Below are 15679 nucleotides of genomic sequence, written 5' to 3'. Positions count from 1 at the left end.
GGGTCAGGCCGCCAGCACGCCATGACGGGCGAGGCGCGTCAGGATACGTGCCTCCTGCTCCTGCTTGATCACGCCGACGCGGGCTGTCGCCGCCTCCAGCGACTCCGCCGGCGGCCTGACGGGCGAGCCGCCGGGCCGGCCGGTGGCGCGGCCGATCTGCTTCTCGAAGGGCAGGGAGCGATACAGCACCGGGTCGGCCGAGACGTCGAAGAGCGGGCGATAACCGAGCTTGAGGTAGAGCGCCGTCGCTTCGGGCTGGCGGAAGCCGGTCGTCAGATAGGCGCGCGTGTAGCCGAGCGCCGCGGCTCGCCTCTCGAGCTCGGCGACGACGCGCTCGGCCAGGCCCTGACGGCGGAGGTCGTCATGCGTCCAGATGCGCTTGAGCTCGGCCGTCTCGTCGTCATGGCTCATGAAGGCGCCGCCGGCGATGGTGCGGCCGTACCGCTGCAGCAGGATGAAATCGCCGAGCGGCGGCTGGAAGGCTTCGGCCGGATAGCGGAAGAGCTCCGAACGGGCTCCACCCGGGCGGCCGTGGGCGCCGTACCGCTCGTCATATTCCCGGATCAGCCCCTCGACCAGGGGGGCTGCTGCGACGTCGTGATGTGACGACCGGATGAAGACGTCAGTCATGGCGGGTTCTCCGTAAACGGGCCTCTTCGCGATGCCCGGTGTCGCCGGCGAGGCAAGGCAGGCTTTCCGCTACCGGGGGCACCCGAGCGTGAACGCGGCCAGTCGGATGTTGCTACGGGTCAAGCCCGCCTCGCGAGCAGCAATTTCGAGAAATTGAATGTTGTAGAATGAGACAATGTCAAATTCTATGACCGAATATGCTTCTCAATATCGGTGATAACGATCAATGTTGAGAACTTATTTCTATTTAAATGCTCACATGCAACATCATTTTTCTACAAGTTCGAGATTTCAATCGGCATTCCATATCTTCATCATCAAAAGATGGATTTGCCTGGAATGCGCCCCGTATGATCGGACTGTCCGCTTGGCGTGCCGCCGCCCTCAATGCGGCCAGGCTGTGCCGTGGCGTTCGGCCAGCACTTCCAGGATGCGGCGCGTATCGTTGAGGAAGCGGCGGCCGTCGATCTCATCGGCGTCGGACGGAGCCGTGGCCGGATCGGCGAAGACGAGGACGGGCAGCGCCTGATGGGCTTCGCCCAAAGCGGCGATCACCGCCTCGCGCGGGCGGGCGAAGGGCACGCGCCGGACCTCGACGGCGTCGCTCAGGGCGGGGAAGCGCGCCAGCACGCCCTCGATCTGGTTGCAGAACGGGCAGAACCAGAGCTTCCCCGGCTGTTTGGGGTCGGCGAAGCCGGGTTCGATCAGGAAAATGGTGTCGCGTACGGCGTTCATGGTCGTCGGCTCCGCTGCGGGGTTTGGATCGGCCTGGCGCTGCCGGAAAGTGCGAGACGGCGTGCTCATCGCGGCTCAGGGCCGATCGCGGCACGCAGGGCCGCAGCGGTCAGCTCAGGCTGGCAAAGCTGGATGAAGCGCTGGGCATAACCGGGAAGAAAGCGCCCTCGCGGCACGGCGAGATAGGAGGTCGCGGACGGAAACAGACCATCCGCGACAACGACGAGATCGCTGTCGCGCCCCGGGTCAAAAGCAATCTCCGTGACGATGCCCAGCCCGAGTCCGAGCGACACATAGGACTTGATCACGTCGGCATCGATCGCAGCGACGACGATGTCAGGCGTCAACCCATGATCCCGGAAGGCCGCGTCGATCAGCGGCCGGCCCGTGAAGCCTTGGCCATAGGTCACGATGGGCCGCTCGGCGATTGCGGCGAGGTCAAGCCCTGCGCGGCCGACGAATGGGTCGGTGCGGTTGGCGATCACGATGTGGCGCCAGCTGTAATAGGGGAAGGCGGCGAGGCCGGCCGCTTCGGACAGCTTCTCGGTCGCGATGCCGATATGGGCCGAGCCCTCGCGCAGGCTGGCGACGATGTCGCCCGGGTCGCCCTGGCTGATCGACAGCCTGACTTGCGGAAATTCCTCCCGGAAGCGCCTGACGACATCGGGCAGGGCGTAGCGGGCCTGGGTATGCGTCGTCGCCAGCACGAGCTCGCCCGCCGACGGGTTACGCAGATGGCCGGTCACACGCTTGATGGTCGTGGCATCGGCAAGAATGCGCTCGACATAGCCGATGACGGCGCGCCCGGCCTCTGTCAGCCCGAGCATTCGCTTGCCGCGCCGTTCGAACAGTTCGACGCCGAGTTCGAGCTCGAGATCCTTGATGCGCTTGGATACGCCCGATTGCGAGGTATTCAGCACCGCCGCCGCTTCGGTGAAATTGAAGCCGCTGCGGACGGCCTCCTGAACAATGCGGAACTGTTGCAGGTTCATGCGGTGGTGGTCGGGCGGCGAGCGATCGGGGGGCGAAAGACGAATGCCGAGATCATAGGGGCAGAGCGCGGGTGGTTCTTTTCGAAGTCGCGACCGTCCGGAGCAGGAATGCCGCGCCGGCGAGGCGCACGCGAATGAGCTCTTCTGCCGGCCATCGATGCGTGAGATCCCGGCCCACCGGCCGGCCAAGTGGCGGCGATCGCGCATCGTCGGACATCACTCGGAACCGCGACAGACTTATCGCGATTTTTCGCCGAGACAGAGAAGAAATCCTATCCTTCAGGCTCCTGTAGGAGAAGCGGGCATATGCATCCGGGTTCTTATCGGTTGAAGCGATAAGAAAATTCTCATTCCTTATTTCGCTGAACTGCTGCGCGACCCGAAAATCCCTCCCTCTCGCCCCAAGGGCGCCTGCGGAGCAGAACATGACCTACGCGCTGAGTCTTCTCGACAAGAGCCCGATCGCGGACGGCTCGAACCCCGAGCAGGCGCTCGCCGATTCCGTCGCCTATGCGCGTCATGCCGAGCGGCTGGGCTATCATCGCTTCTGGCTCGCCGAGCACCACGGCAGCTGCGAGGTGGCGGGCGTCGCCCCCGAGGTCCTGGCAGCCTGGATCCTGGCTTCGACCGACCGGATCCGCGTCGGTTCGGGCGGGGTGATGCTGCAGCATTACAGCCCCTTCAAAGTCGCCGAGAGCTTCAAGCTGCTTGCCGCCCTCGCGCCCGATCGCGTCGATCTCGGCATAGGCCGGGCGCCGGGCGGGCTGCCCCTGGCGACGCAGGCGCTTCAGTCGCGTCTCGACCGGTCGGTGCCGCCGGACTTCACCGCGCTCGTCGAGGCGCTCGACGGCTATCTCAGCGACGATCTCGCCCGGCCGCTGGCCCGCGTCGCGCCGCGGCGCATTCTGCTCGGCGGCTCGCCGGAGAGTGGGGCGCTCGCCGCGCGGCTGGGCTGGGAATTCGTCTTCGCCGGTCATTTCAACGGCGACGCCGCGCTGATCGATGCGAGCTTGGGCGCCTATCGCGCAGGGGGCGGGACAAGGGCGGCACTGGCGGTGCACGCCTTCGCGGCCTCGTCTTCGGCCGCCGCGCGGGAGGCTGTGCGCGAGACGCGCATCTTTCGTGTCACCCTGTCGGACGGCCGCGCGGTGAACGTACGCAGCCGCGAGCAGGCGGAGAGCTTCGCCCATCAGGCGGGCGACACGAATTTCACCGTCCGCGAGACCCATCCCCACGTCATCGCCGGTACGGGCGAGGATGTGCGCGCCGAGCTCGATGCTCTGGCCGTTCGCTTCGGCGTGAACGAGTTCGTGCTGGACAACCCTGTCGCCGACGCCGCCGCGCGGCGGAACTCCATCGAGCTGATCGCCGCCGGCGCCCGCCGCGCCGCCGCCTGACACAATCATCTCCCAACCGACGAGGCTCCCCATGAGCGCGAATCCCGCGAAACCCGTCTCCTTCGGCATCATGCTGCACGGCGCCGGCGGGCATATGAACTCCTGGCGCCATCCTTCCGGCCCTGCCGACGCCAGCGTCAATCTCGACTTCTACGTCGACACGGCCCGCAAGGCCGAAGCCGCAGGCATCGCCTTCGCCTTCGTCGCCGATGGGCTCTACATCAACGAGAAGTCGATCCCGCATTTCCTCAACCGCTTCGAGCCGCTGACGATCCTCTCGGCGCTCGCGGTGGCGACGACGAAGATCGGGCTCGCCGGCACGGTCTCGACCTCCTATTCGGACCCGTTCACCGTCGCCCGGCAATTCGCCTCGCTCGATCTGATCTCGCAGGGCCGCGCCGGCTGGAACGTCGTCACCACGCCGCTCGAAGGCACGGCGAAGAACTACAGCCGCCAGCATCCCGAGCATGGTCTGCGTTACGAGATCGCCGACGAATATCTCGAGGTCACGCAGGGGCTCTGGGATTCGTGGGATGAGGACGCGCTTCAGCGCGACCGCGAGAGCGGTCGGTTCTTCGATCCCACGAAGCTGCATCGGCTCGACCACAAGGGGCGCTTCTTCCAGGTCGAGGGGCCGCTGAACATCCAGCGTTCGAAGCAGGGGCAGCCGGTGATCTTCCAGGCCGGCTCCTCGGATGCCGGCATCAAGCTCGCCGGCAAATATGCCGACGCGGTCTTCACCCATTCGCCTTCGATCGACGAGACGAAGACCTTTCGCGACCAGGTGCGCGCCGCCGCCGTCGCCCATGGCCGCAGCGCCGACGACGTCAAGATCTTCCCCGGCATCGGCCCCATCGTGGCCCGCACGGCGGAAGCGGCGCAGGCGAAATACGAGACGATCCGCAACCTTCTATCGATCGACGAGGCGCTGGCCTATCTCGGCCGCTATTTCGATCATCACGACTTCACGCAATATCCGCTCGACGCGCCGTTCCCCGAACTCGGCGATATCGGCAAGAACAGCTTCCGCTCGACCACCGACCGCATCAAGAAGACGGCGCGGGAGAAGGACCAGACGCTTCGCGAGGTCGCGCTCGAAGTCGCGACGCCGAAGCCCAATTTCATCGGCACCGGTCCGCATGTGGCCGACGAGATCATTCGCTGGATCGATGCGGGCGCTGCGGACGGCTTCATCCTCGGCTTCTCCGTGACGGCCGAGGGGCTGAACGACTTCGTCGAGTTGGTGATCCCCGAACTCGAGGCGCGCGGCCGCTACAGCCGCGCGCTCTCAGGCGAGACCTTGCGTGACCATCTCGGCCTTCCCTTCAAGGCGAGCCGCTATGCGTTGGCCGAGGCTCCCGCCCCGCGAGCCGTGGCGCGATGAACGTATCGGTGCGCATCCCATTGCCGGTCCTGCCGGAGGTTGACGAGGAACTGGACCGATTCATCGCCCTGCGGCGGCATTTCCACCAGAACCCCGAGCTCTCGACACAGGAGCGGGACACCGCCCGGCGTATCGCCGAGCTGCTGGGCGGGTGGGGCTACGAGGTGGAGACCGGGGTCGGCGGCGAGGGTGTCGTCGGCACGCTGCGCCTCGGAACAGGCGCGAAGGCTATCGGCATCCGCGCCGATTTCGACGCGCTGCCAATTAGCGAGGCGACGGCGTTGCCCCATGCTAGCCGGAATGCCGGCGTGATGCATGCCTGCGGCCATGACGGTCACACCGCGATCCTGCTCGCCGCCGCCCGCGCGCTCGCCCTCCGCAAGCGCTTCGACGGTACATTGCGACTGATCTTCCAGCCGGCCGAGGAGATTGCCGTCGGCGCGAAGGGGATGATCCGCGACCACCTGTTCGAGCGCTTTCCGGTCGATGCGATCTTCGCCCTGCACAACTGGCCGGGCGTGCCTGAGGGCATCTTCGGCTTCGTCGACGGCCCGGCGATGGCGGCGGTCGATAAGGCCGTCATCGAGATCGTCGGCCGAGGCGGGCATGGCGCCGCGCCGCACGAGACGGTCGATCCCGTGCTCGCCGCCGCGCATGTGGTGACGGCGCTGCAGAGCCTGGTCTCGCGCAACGTTCCACCGCTCGAGGCGGCCGTCGTCACGGTCGGCTCGATCCATGGCGGCACGGCCTCCAACGTCATTCCGGATTCGGTCGAGCTTCAGGCGACGATCCGCAGCTTCTCCCCGGCGGTGCGCCGGCTGCTCTCCGAGCGCCTGCCGGCCCTCGTAAAGGCGCAGGCCGAGGCGTTCGGCGCGACGGCGGAAGTCGAGTACCGGCTCGGAATGCCGGCCGTGGTCAACCATGCCGGCCCGTCGCAGTTCGCGCGCGAGACGGCATTGTCCGTCTTCGGCGCCGCCGGGGTGGAGCCGCATCTGGCGCCGCGCACGGCGAGCGAGGATTTCGCCTATTTCCTGGAGGAGCGTCCCGGCGCTTTTCTGTTCGTCGGAGCGGGCGAGGGCGCGCCGCTGCATTCCCCCCACTACGATTTCAACGACGCGCTGATCGCGCCGGCCGCGACCTATTGGACGCGGCTCGCCGAGCGCTTTCTCGCCTGAAGACGGGAAAAGCCAATGTCAGACATCTTCTTCTCCACCAGCCCGACCGACCCTGCGGCCCAGCCCCTCATCCAGGATCTGATCCGCGAATATGACGGGCGCTATGGCGACATTCCCGGGCGCGATCCAGCGATCGTCGAGCTGCATCGCTATGCGCCGGAGCTCTTCTTGCCGCCGCGCGGGCATTTCCTGCTGCTGTTGCGCGGCGGGGAGCCGATCGCCGGCGGCGCCTTCATGCCCCATGCCGAGCCCGAGACGGCCGAGGTCAAGCGCGTCTGGGCGCGCTCCGACCTGCGCCGCCAGGGGCTGGCCGCCCGCGTCGTGCGCGAACTCGAGCGCCTGGCCTGGGACCAGGGCTACCGCCGCTTCTACCTGACCACCGGCAGCCGCCAGCCTGAGGCGGTCGGGCTCTATCGATCGCTCGGCTACGAACCGCATTTCGACCTGAACGTCGATGCCACCCAGTTCAGCCATCTGCCCTTCCGCAAGCGTCTCGTCGCGCCGGCCGGCCGCGTCGCCGAGGCGCTCGCCTTTTCGGCCTGAGCCCTCCACCCCGTCACAGGATCCAGCCATGACCCTTGCCCTCGACGGCCGCGCCCCGACCGTTCCCCCGACATCCGTCCACGCGGGAGGTGCCGGGCTCCGGATTGTTCCGGCCCGCAATCCGTGGCGCATCCTCGGCGGCGCCTTCGCTCTGCTCGTCGTCTTCGCGGTGCTGAACTCGGTGCTGGGCAATCCGCGCTGGGGCTGGGACGTGTTCGCGGAATGGTTCCTCGCCGAGCCGGTTCTGGTCGGTCTCGGCCGGACGCTGCTGCTGACGCTGCTGGGCGCGCTGCTCGGCTTCACCTTCGGCGCGCTGCTGGCCCTGGCGCGGCTCTCGGGGTCGGCGCCGCTGGCGGCGGTGTCCTGGACCTTCGTCTGGATCTTCCGCTCGATCCCGCTGATCGTCCTGCTGCTGATCCTCAACAATCTCGGCTATCTCTACGAGACCGTCTCGTTCGGGGTGCCCTTCACCGGCTGGACGATCCTCTCCTATCCGACCACCCAGCTCATCAGCCCTTTCATGGCGGCGGTGCTCGGGTTGACGCTGAACCAGGCAGCCTTCTCGGCCGAGTTCATCCGCGGCGGCCTGCTCTCTGTCGATCAGGGCCAGCATGAGGCCGCGGCCGCGCTCGGCCTGCCGAAGCGGCGCCAGTTCTTCCGCATCGTGCTGCCGCAGGCCATGCGCTCGATCACTCCGACGGCGTTCAACGACATCATCGGTCTCGCGAAGGGCACGTCCAACGTCTACATCCTGGCGCTGCCGGAGCTGTTCTACACCGTCCAGGTGATCTACCGCCGGAATCTGGAGGTAATCCCGCTGCTGATGGTGGCGACGGTCTGGTATCTCGTCATCCTGACCGCGCTGTCGGTGGTCCAGTCCCAGATCGAGCGCTATTACGCCCGCGGCGCGCTCCGCCAGCAGAAGCCCTCGGTCTTCGATCCGCTGCTGCGGCGTTTGGCCCGCGGCAACGCGCCCGCTGCCACGGCATCGGCCGCTGCGCCGGCTTCGGCTCCCGTGGCCCCGCTCGCCCATCGCCGCGGCGGCGAGATCGCCATCCGCAGCGTCTCCAAGAGCTTCGGCGAGCTCAAGGTGCTGGACGACGTCTCGCTGACCTTGCCGTCGGGCTCGGTCACCGCGATCATCGGCCCGTCCGGCTCGGGCAAGTCGACACTGCTGCGTTCGATCAACCATCTCGAACGGCTCGATCGCGGTGCGATCACGCTCGACGGCCAGCTCATCGGCTATCGGCAGGAGGGCGAGCTTCTCTACGAACTGAAGGAGCGCGAGGTCCTGCGCCGGCGAGTCGATGTCGGCATGGTATTCCAGAACTTCAACCTGTTCCCGCATCTGACCGCGCTGGAGAACGTCGTCGAGGCGCCGATCCATGTCCGCGGCGCGAGCCCTGCCGAAGCCGAGCTGGCGGCCCGCGACCTTCTCGCCCGCGTCGGCCTCTCCGACAAGGCCAACGCCTATCCGCGTCAGCTCTCCGGCGGCCAGCAGCAGCGCGTCGCAATCGCCCGCGCGTTGGCGCTCAAGCCCAAGGCGTTGCTCTTCGACGAGCCGACATCGGCGCTCGATCCCGAGCTGGTCGGCGAGGTACTGGCCGCCATCAAGGAGCTCGCCCGCTCCGGCGCGACCCTCGTCATCGTCACCCACGAGATCGGCTTCGCCCGCGAGGTCGCGGACCAGGTCGTATTCATGGACAGCGGCCGCATTGTCGAAGCCGGCCCACCTGAGCAGGTGCTCGACGCGCCCGAACAGCGGCGCACCGCGGAATTCCTCGCCCGGGTGCTGTGAACGCCCCTCAACCCTTGCCCCCATCCGACCGGAAGGCCTGCTCATGACCGCCTGGAATGCTCCCAATCGCCGCACCGTGCTCAGCCTGCTCGCAGGAGCCGCGCTATACCCTTCGCTCGCCTCGGCGCAGCAGAGTTTCGACCTGACCTCCGCCCAGAAGGGCCAGCCGCGCGCCGAGGCCGTGCCGGAGGCGATCAAGCTGCTGAAGGACGTCAAGCTCACCAAGCCCGGCACCTTCACCGTCGCCACCACGGGCACCCGGCTGCCCTTCGGCATCAACGCCACCGACGACCAGAAGGTCATCGTCGGCTCGGAGCCCGATATCGCACGGCTGGTGGCGGACGCGCTCGGCCTGCAGCTCGAGCTGGTCCAGGTGGCCTGGGCCGATTGGCCGCTCGGCGTGATCTCCGGCAAGTACGACGCCGTCATCTCCAACGTCACCGTGACCGAGCAACGCAAGGAGAAGTTCGACTTCTCGACCTATCGCAAGGACCAGCTCGGCTTCTACGCCGGTGTCAAGAGCGGCATCAAGGAGATCTCCAAACCGGAAGACGTCGCCGGCTTCAAGGTCATCGTCTCGTCGGGCACCAACCAGGAGCAGATCCTGCTACGCTGGATCAAGGCCAACGAGGCGAAGGGCCTCAAGACCACCGAAGTGCAGTATTACGACGACGACGTGGTGCTCTATCTGGCGCTCGATTCCGGCCGGGCCGACGTCTATTTCGGCCCCAACGGCATTCTCGGATTCAAGGCGGCGCAGACCGGCACCACCCGCCTGGTCGGCTCCTTCTCCGGCGGCTGGCCCGAAACCGCCGAGATCGCGGTGACGACGAAGAAGGGCGCCGGCTTCGCGGACGCGATCACGGCCGCGCTCAACGCCCAGATCAAGAACGGCAACTATCAGAAGTCGCTCGCGCGCTGGGGCCTGTCGGCCGAGGCGATCGAGTTGTCTCGCACCAATCCGGCCGGTCTGCCCAAGAGCTGATCGCCGAGCGCTGGTTGCCCGATTGCCGACCCGCGCCGTCGCGGGCTTTTTTCCCATTGATCTGCACAGCGCCGCCGGGCGCTCGCCCATTCGGAGCTTCGTCATGATCACCCGCAGGGCGGCCATCGTCGCCGCCGTCGCCTTGACCCTCGCGGCCCCCGCCTTCGCCCAGTCGGCCTACGACCTCGGTCCCGAACAGCCGGGCCGGCCGCGCACGAAGCCCAACCCGGCCGCGATCGCGGCGATCTCGAAGGACTACCAATTCGTCGAGCCGGGCGTCTTCACCGTCGCGACTAATGCCGGCACCCCGCCGCTGGCGACCTATGCGACCGATTCCAAGACGCTGGTCGGCGCCGATCCGGATGTCGCCCAGCTCGTCGCCGACGGCCTCGGCCTCAAGCTCAAGCTCGTGCCGACCCCCTGGGCCGACTGGCCGCTCGGCGTGATCTCCGGCAAGTACGACGCGGCGATCTCGAACATCGGCGTGACGGAGCAGCGCAAGGAGAAGTTCGACTTTTCCACCTATCGCCTCGGGCTGCACGGCTTCTTCGTCAAGGCCGACAGCAAGGTCGAGACGATCGCCGAGCCCAAGGACGCGGCGGGCCTGCGCATCGTGCTCGGCGCCGGCACCAATCAGGAGCGCATCCTGCTCGAATGGAGCAGGCGGAACGTCGCCGCCGGACGCCAGCCGATCGAGCTCATCACCTTCGACGACGAGGCCAATCGCCTGCTCGCGCTCTCCTCGGGCCGCGCTGACGTGATCGTGCAGCCGCATGCGCAGCTTCTCTTCATCCAGCAGCGCGACAAGAACATCAAGCGCGTGGGCGTGCTCAGCGCCGGATGGCCCGAGCGATCGGACGTCGCGGTCGCCACTCGCAAGGGCGCAGGCTTGGCCCAGGCCGTCACGCTTGCGCTGGAAGGCGCCTATCGGGACGGCTCGTTCGATGCAGTGCTCAAGCGCTGGGGCGTCGAGGAGGAGCGTCTCGACAAACCCGAGACGAACCCCCACGGCCTGCCGAAATATTGAGAGTGCCGTGGCCATCGCTTCGCTTGGATTCCTGACGCCCGGGAACTTCCGGGAGGGGGACCCCGCGACCGGGCTTCAGCGCGGTCTCGAACTTTTCGAGGCCGGCGAGCGCCTGGGTTACGACTCAGCCTGGGTACGCCAGCGTCATCTCGAGCGCGGCGTCTCCTCGGCCGCGACCTTTCTCGCCGCGGCGAGCCAGCGCACGCGCCACATCGGGCTGGGCACGGCGGTGATCCAGCTCGGCTACGAGAACCCGTTCCGCCTCGCGGAGGATCTCGCCACGGCCGATGCACTCGCGCGCGGGCGGCTCCAGATCGGCGTCAGCGTCGGGCCTCCGGCCCATGCCGAGTTCCTGGGCGCGCATTTCTTCGACGGCGATCCGGGCGCGAGCGACTACGGCTATGACCGCGCGCTGCGCCTGCGCGAGAATCTGCGCAGCCCGCTGCTGGGCGGGGAAGGGGCCGTCGTCAATTCGCCGGCAGGCCCACAGCGTCCGCGCCTGCATCCCGTCGCGCCGGGCCTCGCCGACCGCCTCTGGTACGGTGGCGGCTCGCTGCGTTCGGCCGGTTGGGCCGGGCGCAGCGGCTTTCACCTGCTGACCGGCAACATCGTGCAGGGCGAGACCACAGACCGCTTCTTCGAGGCGCAACGACAGATCGTCGGGAGCTTTCTCGGCGCCTGGTCGGGCGCGCAGCCGCCGCAGATCGCGCTGGGGCGCGTCATCGTGCCGACCGACGGCGCGAACGCGGCCACGCGGCGCCGTTACGCCGACTACGCCGAGAGCCGCAAGGCCCGCACGCTCGCGCCGCAAGGGCCGAAGCGCACGCTCTTCGCTTCCGATCTGGTGGGTAGCGCGGGCGCCATTCTCGCGCTGCTGCGCGCCGATCCCATCCTGCCCTATGCGACGGCCTTCCGGCTCGAGCTTCCCTACGATTTCGAGCAGTCGGACTATGAGCAGATTCTCGATGACTTCCTGCGCCTCGTCGCCCCGGAGCTGGGCTGGCGCCGATCGGCCGCAGCAGCTTAGCGACCTTCGCCTCATGCTCGAACGGAGACTGCGGCAGTCATGAGCCGCCAAACGGTGGACATCGTCGTTCTCGGCCTCGGGGCCATGGGGTCGGCCACGCTGTTCCAGCTTGCGTCGCGCGGGGGCGACGTCCTCGGCATCGATCAGTTCCGCCCTCCGCACGAGTTCGGCTCGAGCCATGGCGAGACGCGCATTACGCGCCTGGCTGTGGCTGAGGGGACGGCGCTGGCCCCGCTTGTGAGCCGCTCGCACGAGATCTGGAAGGAGCTGGAGGGCCGGACGGGCGAGATTCTGTTCGGGCAGGTCGGTTTCCTGGCCGTATCGAGCGAGCCTTCGAAGGCTGGCGCGGCCGATTATGTCGAGCGCACGCTTGCCGTCGCCCGCCGCAGCGGCACGCGGCATGAGCTGCTGGAGCCGGCCGAGGCGCGCCGACGCTATCCCTGGCTGAACGTCACGGACGCAGACCGAATCTATTTCGAGCCCGAGGGCGGCTATCTGAATCCCGAGCGCTGTGTCGCGACACAGCTTCACATCGCCGCCGCGGCTGGCGCGCGGCTCGCGCTCGACACGCGCGTCGAGGCAATCGTCGCTCACGCCGATCACGTCGAGATCACGACGCGAGCGGGCACGATCTTGGCGAACCGGGTCGTGGTCAGCGCCGGCGCCTGGGCCGGCCGGCTTCTCGGGCCCCATGTCTCCGCACTGCTGCGCCCTACGCGCGAGATCCTGCACTGGTTCGATCTTGAGCCTTCCGCTCCAGCCGCATGGCGAGAGGCGCCGGTCTATATCTGGTCCTATGGACACGGCGCGGAGGAGGGCTTCTACGGCTTCCCCGCTTTCGACGGCGCGGTGAAGATGGCCCATGGCGAGAAGACGCGCGGCATCGATCCCGACGACTACGACAGGTCGAGCGAGGAGGCCGAGTCGCGCGATTTTCATGCGCGCTCGATCGCTGGGCGGCTGAAGGGGCTGCGCGCCGATCGATCGCGCCGCAAGACCTGCCTCTACACCGTTTCGCCGGATAACGGCTTCGTCATCGATCAACGGCCGGAGAGTGAACGCGTGCTTGTGGTCTCGCCATGCTCGGGGCACGGCTTCAAGCATTCGGCCGCAATCGGCGAAGCTGTCAGCCAGCAGCTTCTGGATGGCGTAAGCCGCCTCGATCTGTCGTCCTTCGGACTGGCCCGGTTCGGCCGTGCTCCGGTCCCCGATGCCGTCGCGCAAGGAGCCTAGTCGACGTAGGAGAGATAGCGTTCGCCGCTGTCCGGGAAGATGACGACGATCGTCTTTCCAGCGTTCCCGGGCTGGGCGGCGAGTGTCAGCGCGACGTTGAGTGAAGCGCCGGAGGACATGCCGGCGAGGATGCCTTCCTCTCGCGCGATGGCGCGCGCCGTGCCCAGGGCGGTCTCGGTGGTGACGGCAAGCGCTTCGTCCACCACGCCGGCGTGGAAATTGGCCGGCAAGTGCGAGGGATCGACATTGGTGACCTTGTGCACGCCCTCGATGCCCGGTGCGTAAGGACGTTCGGGAGAGGGAAGCGACTCGTCGGCTGGCTCGGATATCACCACGCGCAGGCGCGGATTCCTCTCCTTCAGATAGCGCCCCGTGCCGGAGACCGATCCCCCTGTCCCGACGGCGCTGATGAGGATGTCGACCTCTCCGCCGGAATCCTGCCAGATTTCCGGCCCGGTCGTTACGTAATGGGCATCTGGATTGGTGGGATTCGCGCGCTGGTCTGTGAAGTAAGCGTCGGGGTTTTCGCGCTGGATGCGCTCCAGGATTGCCTCGATGGCGTTTTCCCGAAGGAATTCCTTGTTGTCGACCAAGACCACTTCGGCTCCGTAGAGCTTGAGCAGGTTGATCTTGTCCTTGCCGATCGTGGCCGATGCCGGCGCGCCCGAACACCGTCTCGGTCAGGATCGAGCCGCTGAGGACGCCGGCGAAGAGAGTTCCGGTGAGGGTCGAGACGGCGAGCGCGGCATGGCGCAGCGCATGACGCAGCCGCAGCGCCGTCTCGCTGACGCCGCGCGTGCGGACTGTCAGGGCGAAGGGCTGCGAGAGTGCGTCTTCCATCCCGTCCCGCAACACCTGGGACAGCAGCGCCGCCAGCGGCAGGCTAAGCGCGACGGCCGGCAGGATCAGCGCCCGGACGCCTTCGCCCCCGATGATCGGGAACCAGCCGAGCTGAAAGCTGAACACCGTCAGCAGCAACAGGCCGATCCAGTAGACCGGCGTGCTCAGCACGGCGAGCTCGAGGCCGGAGAGGGCGCTGCGCAGGCCCTGGCGTCGTCCGGCCGTGGCCTGCGCATTGGCGAATGCCAGAACCAGCGCCAGGACCATCGCCGTTCCGGCAAGTTGCAGGGTCGGGCCGGCGGCCTCGCCGACGACTTCGATGACGGGCTGCCGGTACTGATAGCTCTGGCCGAAATCGCCGAGCATCGCCTGGCCGATATAGCGCGCATACTGCACTGCCAGCGGCTGATCGAGGCCGAACTGCCGGATCAAGGCTTCCCGCTCGGCGGCGTCGACGACGTCTTCGCCGCCTGTGAGCACCGAGACGGGGTCGCCTGGAATCGCCTTGACCGCGATGAATGTAATCGTGGCCGCGCCCCAGAGCACGGCCAGGATGACACCAAGGCGTCGCAGCGCAACGAGGAGAGGGCTATGGAGCGAGCCAGGCATCGTAGAAGTTCGGCTTGGAGTTCGTCGCCCAGCTGAGGCCCTTGAGTTTCTTGGACGCGCCGAGCTGATAGGCGGCGACATAGAGCGGCACGGCATAGGCCTGACCGATGATCTCGGCCTGAGCCTGTCCATAGAGCTGCCTGCACTGCTCGCCCGATGCGCCGATCGCCTTTGTCAGCACGTCGTCGAGGCTCTTTACCCGCGCGATATTGGCGCCGTTCGGCGGGATATAGGCCGAACGGAAGACGGTCCGCAGGATGTCGGGCTCGGCGCGGACATAATAGAGCGAGGCGATGTCGTAGTCGTTGGCGCCGGTGCGGGCCGTGTAGCCGCCCGCATCGACGGGATCGAGCTGCAGGTCGAAGCCGGCCTTCTTCACTGAGAACTGGACGGCCTTGGGGGCTGGTTCGCCCAGCATCGCGTAATAGCATTCCTCGGCTTCGGTCGGCGGAATGTTGCCTATGGGCTCCAGCAGCTGGCGATTGTTGAACCAGTCGACCCAGGTCAGCGTCGCGAACTCCACGGCTTCGAAGGATCGCCAGGGCCCGCGCCGATGGATCAGCTCGGCTTTGTAGAGTCCGTTGATCGTCTCAGCGAGGGCGTTGTCATAGTTATCGCCAACACTGCCGACGGAGGGCTCCACGCCACCATGGTTGCCGCGATCACCTCGATTGCTCTGGCGGCGATCGACCGGCGCTCTGGGATCTGCGAGTCCGCAAGGCCGCGTCTTGCTCCTAATATCGATTGCGCTGCGTGATATCCCGGATCGCCGTCAGGCCGGACATCGCCTGCGGCGAGCCATTGGCCCGGTAGAGCGCCTGGAACACCTGCGCGGCGTCGTCATAGCGGCCGAGATTGAAATAGGACCAGCCGCGCATCAGCATCAGGTCGGTGCTTTCGGAGGCGAAGCGCCCCCGCTCGCCCAGCGTGATCAACGCGCCATTATAGTCCTTGGCGTCGTATTGGGCGTAGAATCGCTCGGAGAGCAGCAGGGTCTGCAGTTCTTTGCGGCGCGCCGGAGGCAGGTTGGCGCCGGCGGCGGCGGCGCTGGCTTCGCCCGTCAGACCCTGCTGAATCTTCGCATAGGCCTTGCCGGCGGCGGCGTCGGCGGCGAGCTGGGCGTTACCGCTGCGCTGCGCCGCGTCGAAGGCTTCGGCCGCGGCGGCCGGCCGTTTCAGGTTGAGCAGGCACCAGCCGCGCTGCAGCGCCGCCGCCCCGCTCGTACCCGCGCCGCAGGAACCGCCGCGCGGCTGGGCCGGAGCTGCGCGCCGCGCCACCGTCTCGGCGGGCCGCTCGTCCTCGTA

13 protein-coding genes and 3 pseudogenes are annotated in these 15679 nt (G+C 67.4%); 9 read left to right on the top strand and 7 right to left on the bottom strand.

All coding sequences use genetic code 11. The features are described from left to right. Window positions 1-3: 3 nt before the first annotated feature. The 3 genes from CS1GBM4_RS16850 to CS1GBM4_RS16840 all read right to left on the bottom strand — a co-directional run bounded on the left by CS1GBM4_RS16850 (window position 4) and on the right by CS1GBM4_RS16840 (window position 2564). Window positions 4-630, bottom strand: coding sequence for a GNAT family N-acetyltransferase (locus tag CS1GBM4_RS16850; protein ID WP_186419900.1), 627 nt, complete (start codon window positions 628-630; stop codon window positions 4-6). Between the two features lie 384 nt (window positions 631-1014). Continuing rightward, window positions 1015-1365 carry a DUF3088 domain-containing protein gene (locus CS1GBM4_RS16845; protein ID WP_186419899.1) on the bottom strand — a complete coding sequence of 117 codons (351 nt, stop codon included), beginning with the start codon at window positions 1363-1365 and terminating at the stop codon, window positions 1015-1017. A 65-nt stretch (window positions 1366-1430) separates the two neighbouring features. After that, on the bottom strand, window positions 1431-2564 hold the full coding sequence (locus CS1GBM4_RS16840) for a LysR substrate-binding domain-containing protein (protein ID WP_348522331.1): 1134 nt from the start codon (window positions 2562-2564) through the stop codon (window positions 1431-1433). A 218-nt stretch (window positions 2565-2782) separates the two neighbouring features. Between CS1GBM4_RS16840 and CS1GBM4_RS16835 the strand changes: the two genes are divergently transcribed. The 9 genes from CS1GBM4_RS16835 (at window position 2783) to solA (ending at window position 12926) form a co-directional block, all read left to right on the top strand. After that, window positions 2783-3754, top strand: a complete 972-nt coding sequence (locus CS1GBM4_RS16835; RefSeq protein ID WP_186419898.1) for an MsnO8 family LLM class oxidoreductase — start codon at window positions 2783-2785, stop codon at window positions 3752-3754. 31 nt (window positions 3755-3785) lie between these two features. Further along, window positions 3786-5138, top strand: a complete 1353-nt coding sequence (locus CS1GBM4_RS16830; protein ID WP_186419897.1) for an LLM class flavin-dependent oxidoreductase — start codon at window positions 3786-3788, stop codon at window positions 5136-5138. Continuing rightward, window positions 5135-6313, top strand: a complete 1179-nt coding sequence (locus tag CS1GBM4_RS16825) for an amidohydrolase (protein ID WP_186419896.1) — start codon at window positions 5135-5137, stop codon at window positions 6311-6313. The genes CS1GBM4_RS16830 and CS1GBM4_RS16825 overlap by 4 nt, the downstream gene beginning before the upstream one ends. A gap of 15 nt (window positions 6314-6328) precedes the next feature. Beyond that, the gene (locus tag CS1GBM4_RS16820) at window positions 6329-6856 is read left to right on the top strand and encodes a GNAT family N-acetyltransferase (RefSeq protein ID WP_186419895.1); all 528 of its coding nucleotides are present in this window, start codon (window positions 6329-6331) and stop codon (window positions 6854-6856) included. A 28-nt stretch (window positions 6857-6884) separates the two neighbouring features. After that, window positions 6885-8654 carry an amino acid ABC transporter permease/ATP-binding protein gene (locus tag CS1GBM4_RS24790; protein WP_186419894.1) on the top strand — a complete coding sequence of 590 codons (1770 nt, stop codon included), beginning with the start codon at window positions 6885-6887 and terminating at the stop codon, window positions 8652-8654. 43 nt (window positions 8655-8697) lie between these two features. Then, window positions 8698-9639, top strand: coding sequence for an ABC transporter substrate-binding protein (locus tag CS1GBM4_RS16810; protein ID WP_186419893.1), 942 nt, complete (start codon window positions 8698-8700; stop codon window positions 9637-9639). A 103-nt stretch (window positions 9640-9742) separates the two neighbouring features. After that, on the top strand, window positions 9743-10666 hold the full coding sequence (locus CS1GBM4_RS16805; protein ID WP_186419892.1) for an ABC transporter substrate-binding protein: 924 nt from the start codon (window positions 9743-9745) through the stop codon (window positions 10664-10666). A gap of 7 nt (window positions 10667-10673) precedes the next feature. After that, window positions 10674-11693: an LLM class flavin-dependent oxidoreductase gene (locus tag CS1GBM4_RS16800; protein WP_244607270.1), complete on the top strand. Its 1020-nt coding sequence runs from the start codon at window positions 10674-10676 to the stop codon at window positions 11691-11693. 39 nt (window positions 11694-11732) lie between these two features. Continuing rightward, window positions 11733-12926 carry an N-methyl-L-tryptophan oxidase gene (solA, locus tag CS1GBM4_RS16795; RefSeq protein WP_186419890.1) on the top strand — a complete coding sequence of 398 codons (1194 nt, stop codon included), beginning with the start codon at window positions 11733-11735 and terminating at the stop codon, window positions 12924-12926. On the opposite strand, the gene CS1GBM4_RS16790 is transcribed toward solA, so the two are convergent. The 4 genes and pseudogenes from CS1GBM4_RS16790 to CS1GBM4_RS16770 form a co-directional block, all read right to left on the bottom strand. After that, on the bottom strand, window positions 12923-13519 hold the full coding sequence (locus CS1GBM4_RS16790) for a pyridoxal-phosphate dependent enzyme (RefSeq protein WP_244607269.1): 597 nt from the start codon (window positions 13517-13519) through the stop codon (window positions 12923-12925). The two genes, solA and CS1GBM4_RS16790, sit on opposite strands and share 4 nt — an antisense overlap. A 112-nt stretch (window positions 13520-13631) precedes the next feature. Further along, window positions 13632-14033: pseudogene (locus CS1GBM4_RS24645) on the bottom strand (ABC transporter permease subunit); the annotation flags it as partial. A 760-nt stretch (window positions 14034-14793) separates the two neighbouring features. Then, window positions 14794-15021 (bottom strand): annotated as a pseudogene (locus tag CS1GBM4_RS16775) (integrase core domain-containing protein); the annotation flags it as partial. Window positions 15022-15109: 88 nt separating this feature from the next. After that, window positions 15110-15679, bottom strand: a pseudogene (locus CS1GBM4_RS16770) (hypothetical protein); the annotation flags it as partial.

This window comes from Allobosea sp. CS1GBMeth4 (assembly GCF_900185715.1).
GTDB lineage: Bacteria > Pseudomonadota > Alphaproteobacteria > Rhizobiales > Beijerinckiaceae > Allobosea.
This window is presented reverse-complemented; position numbering and strand designations above follow the sequence as displayed.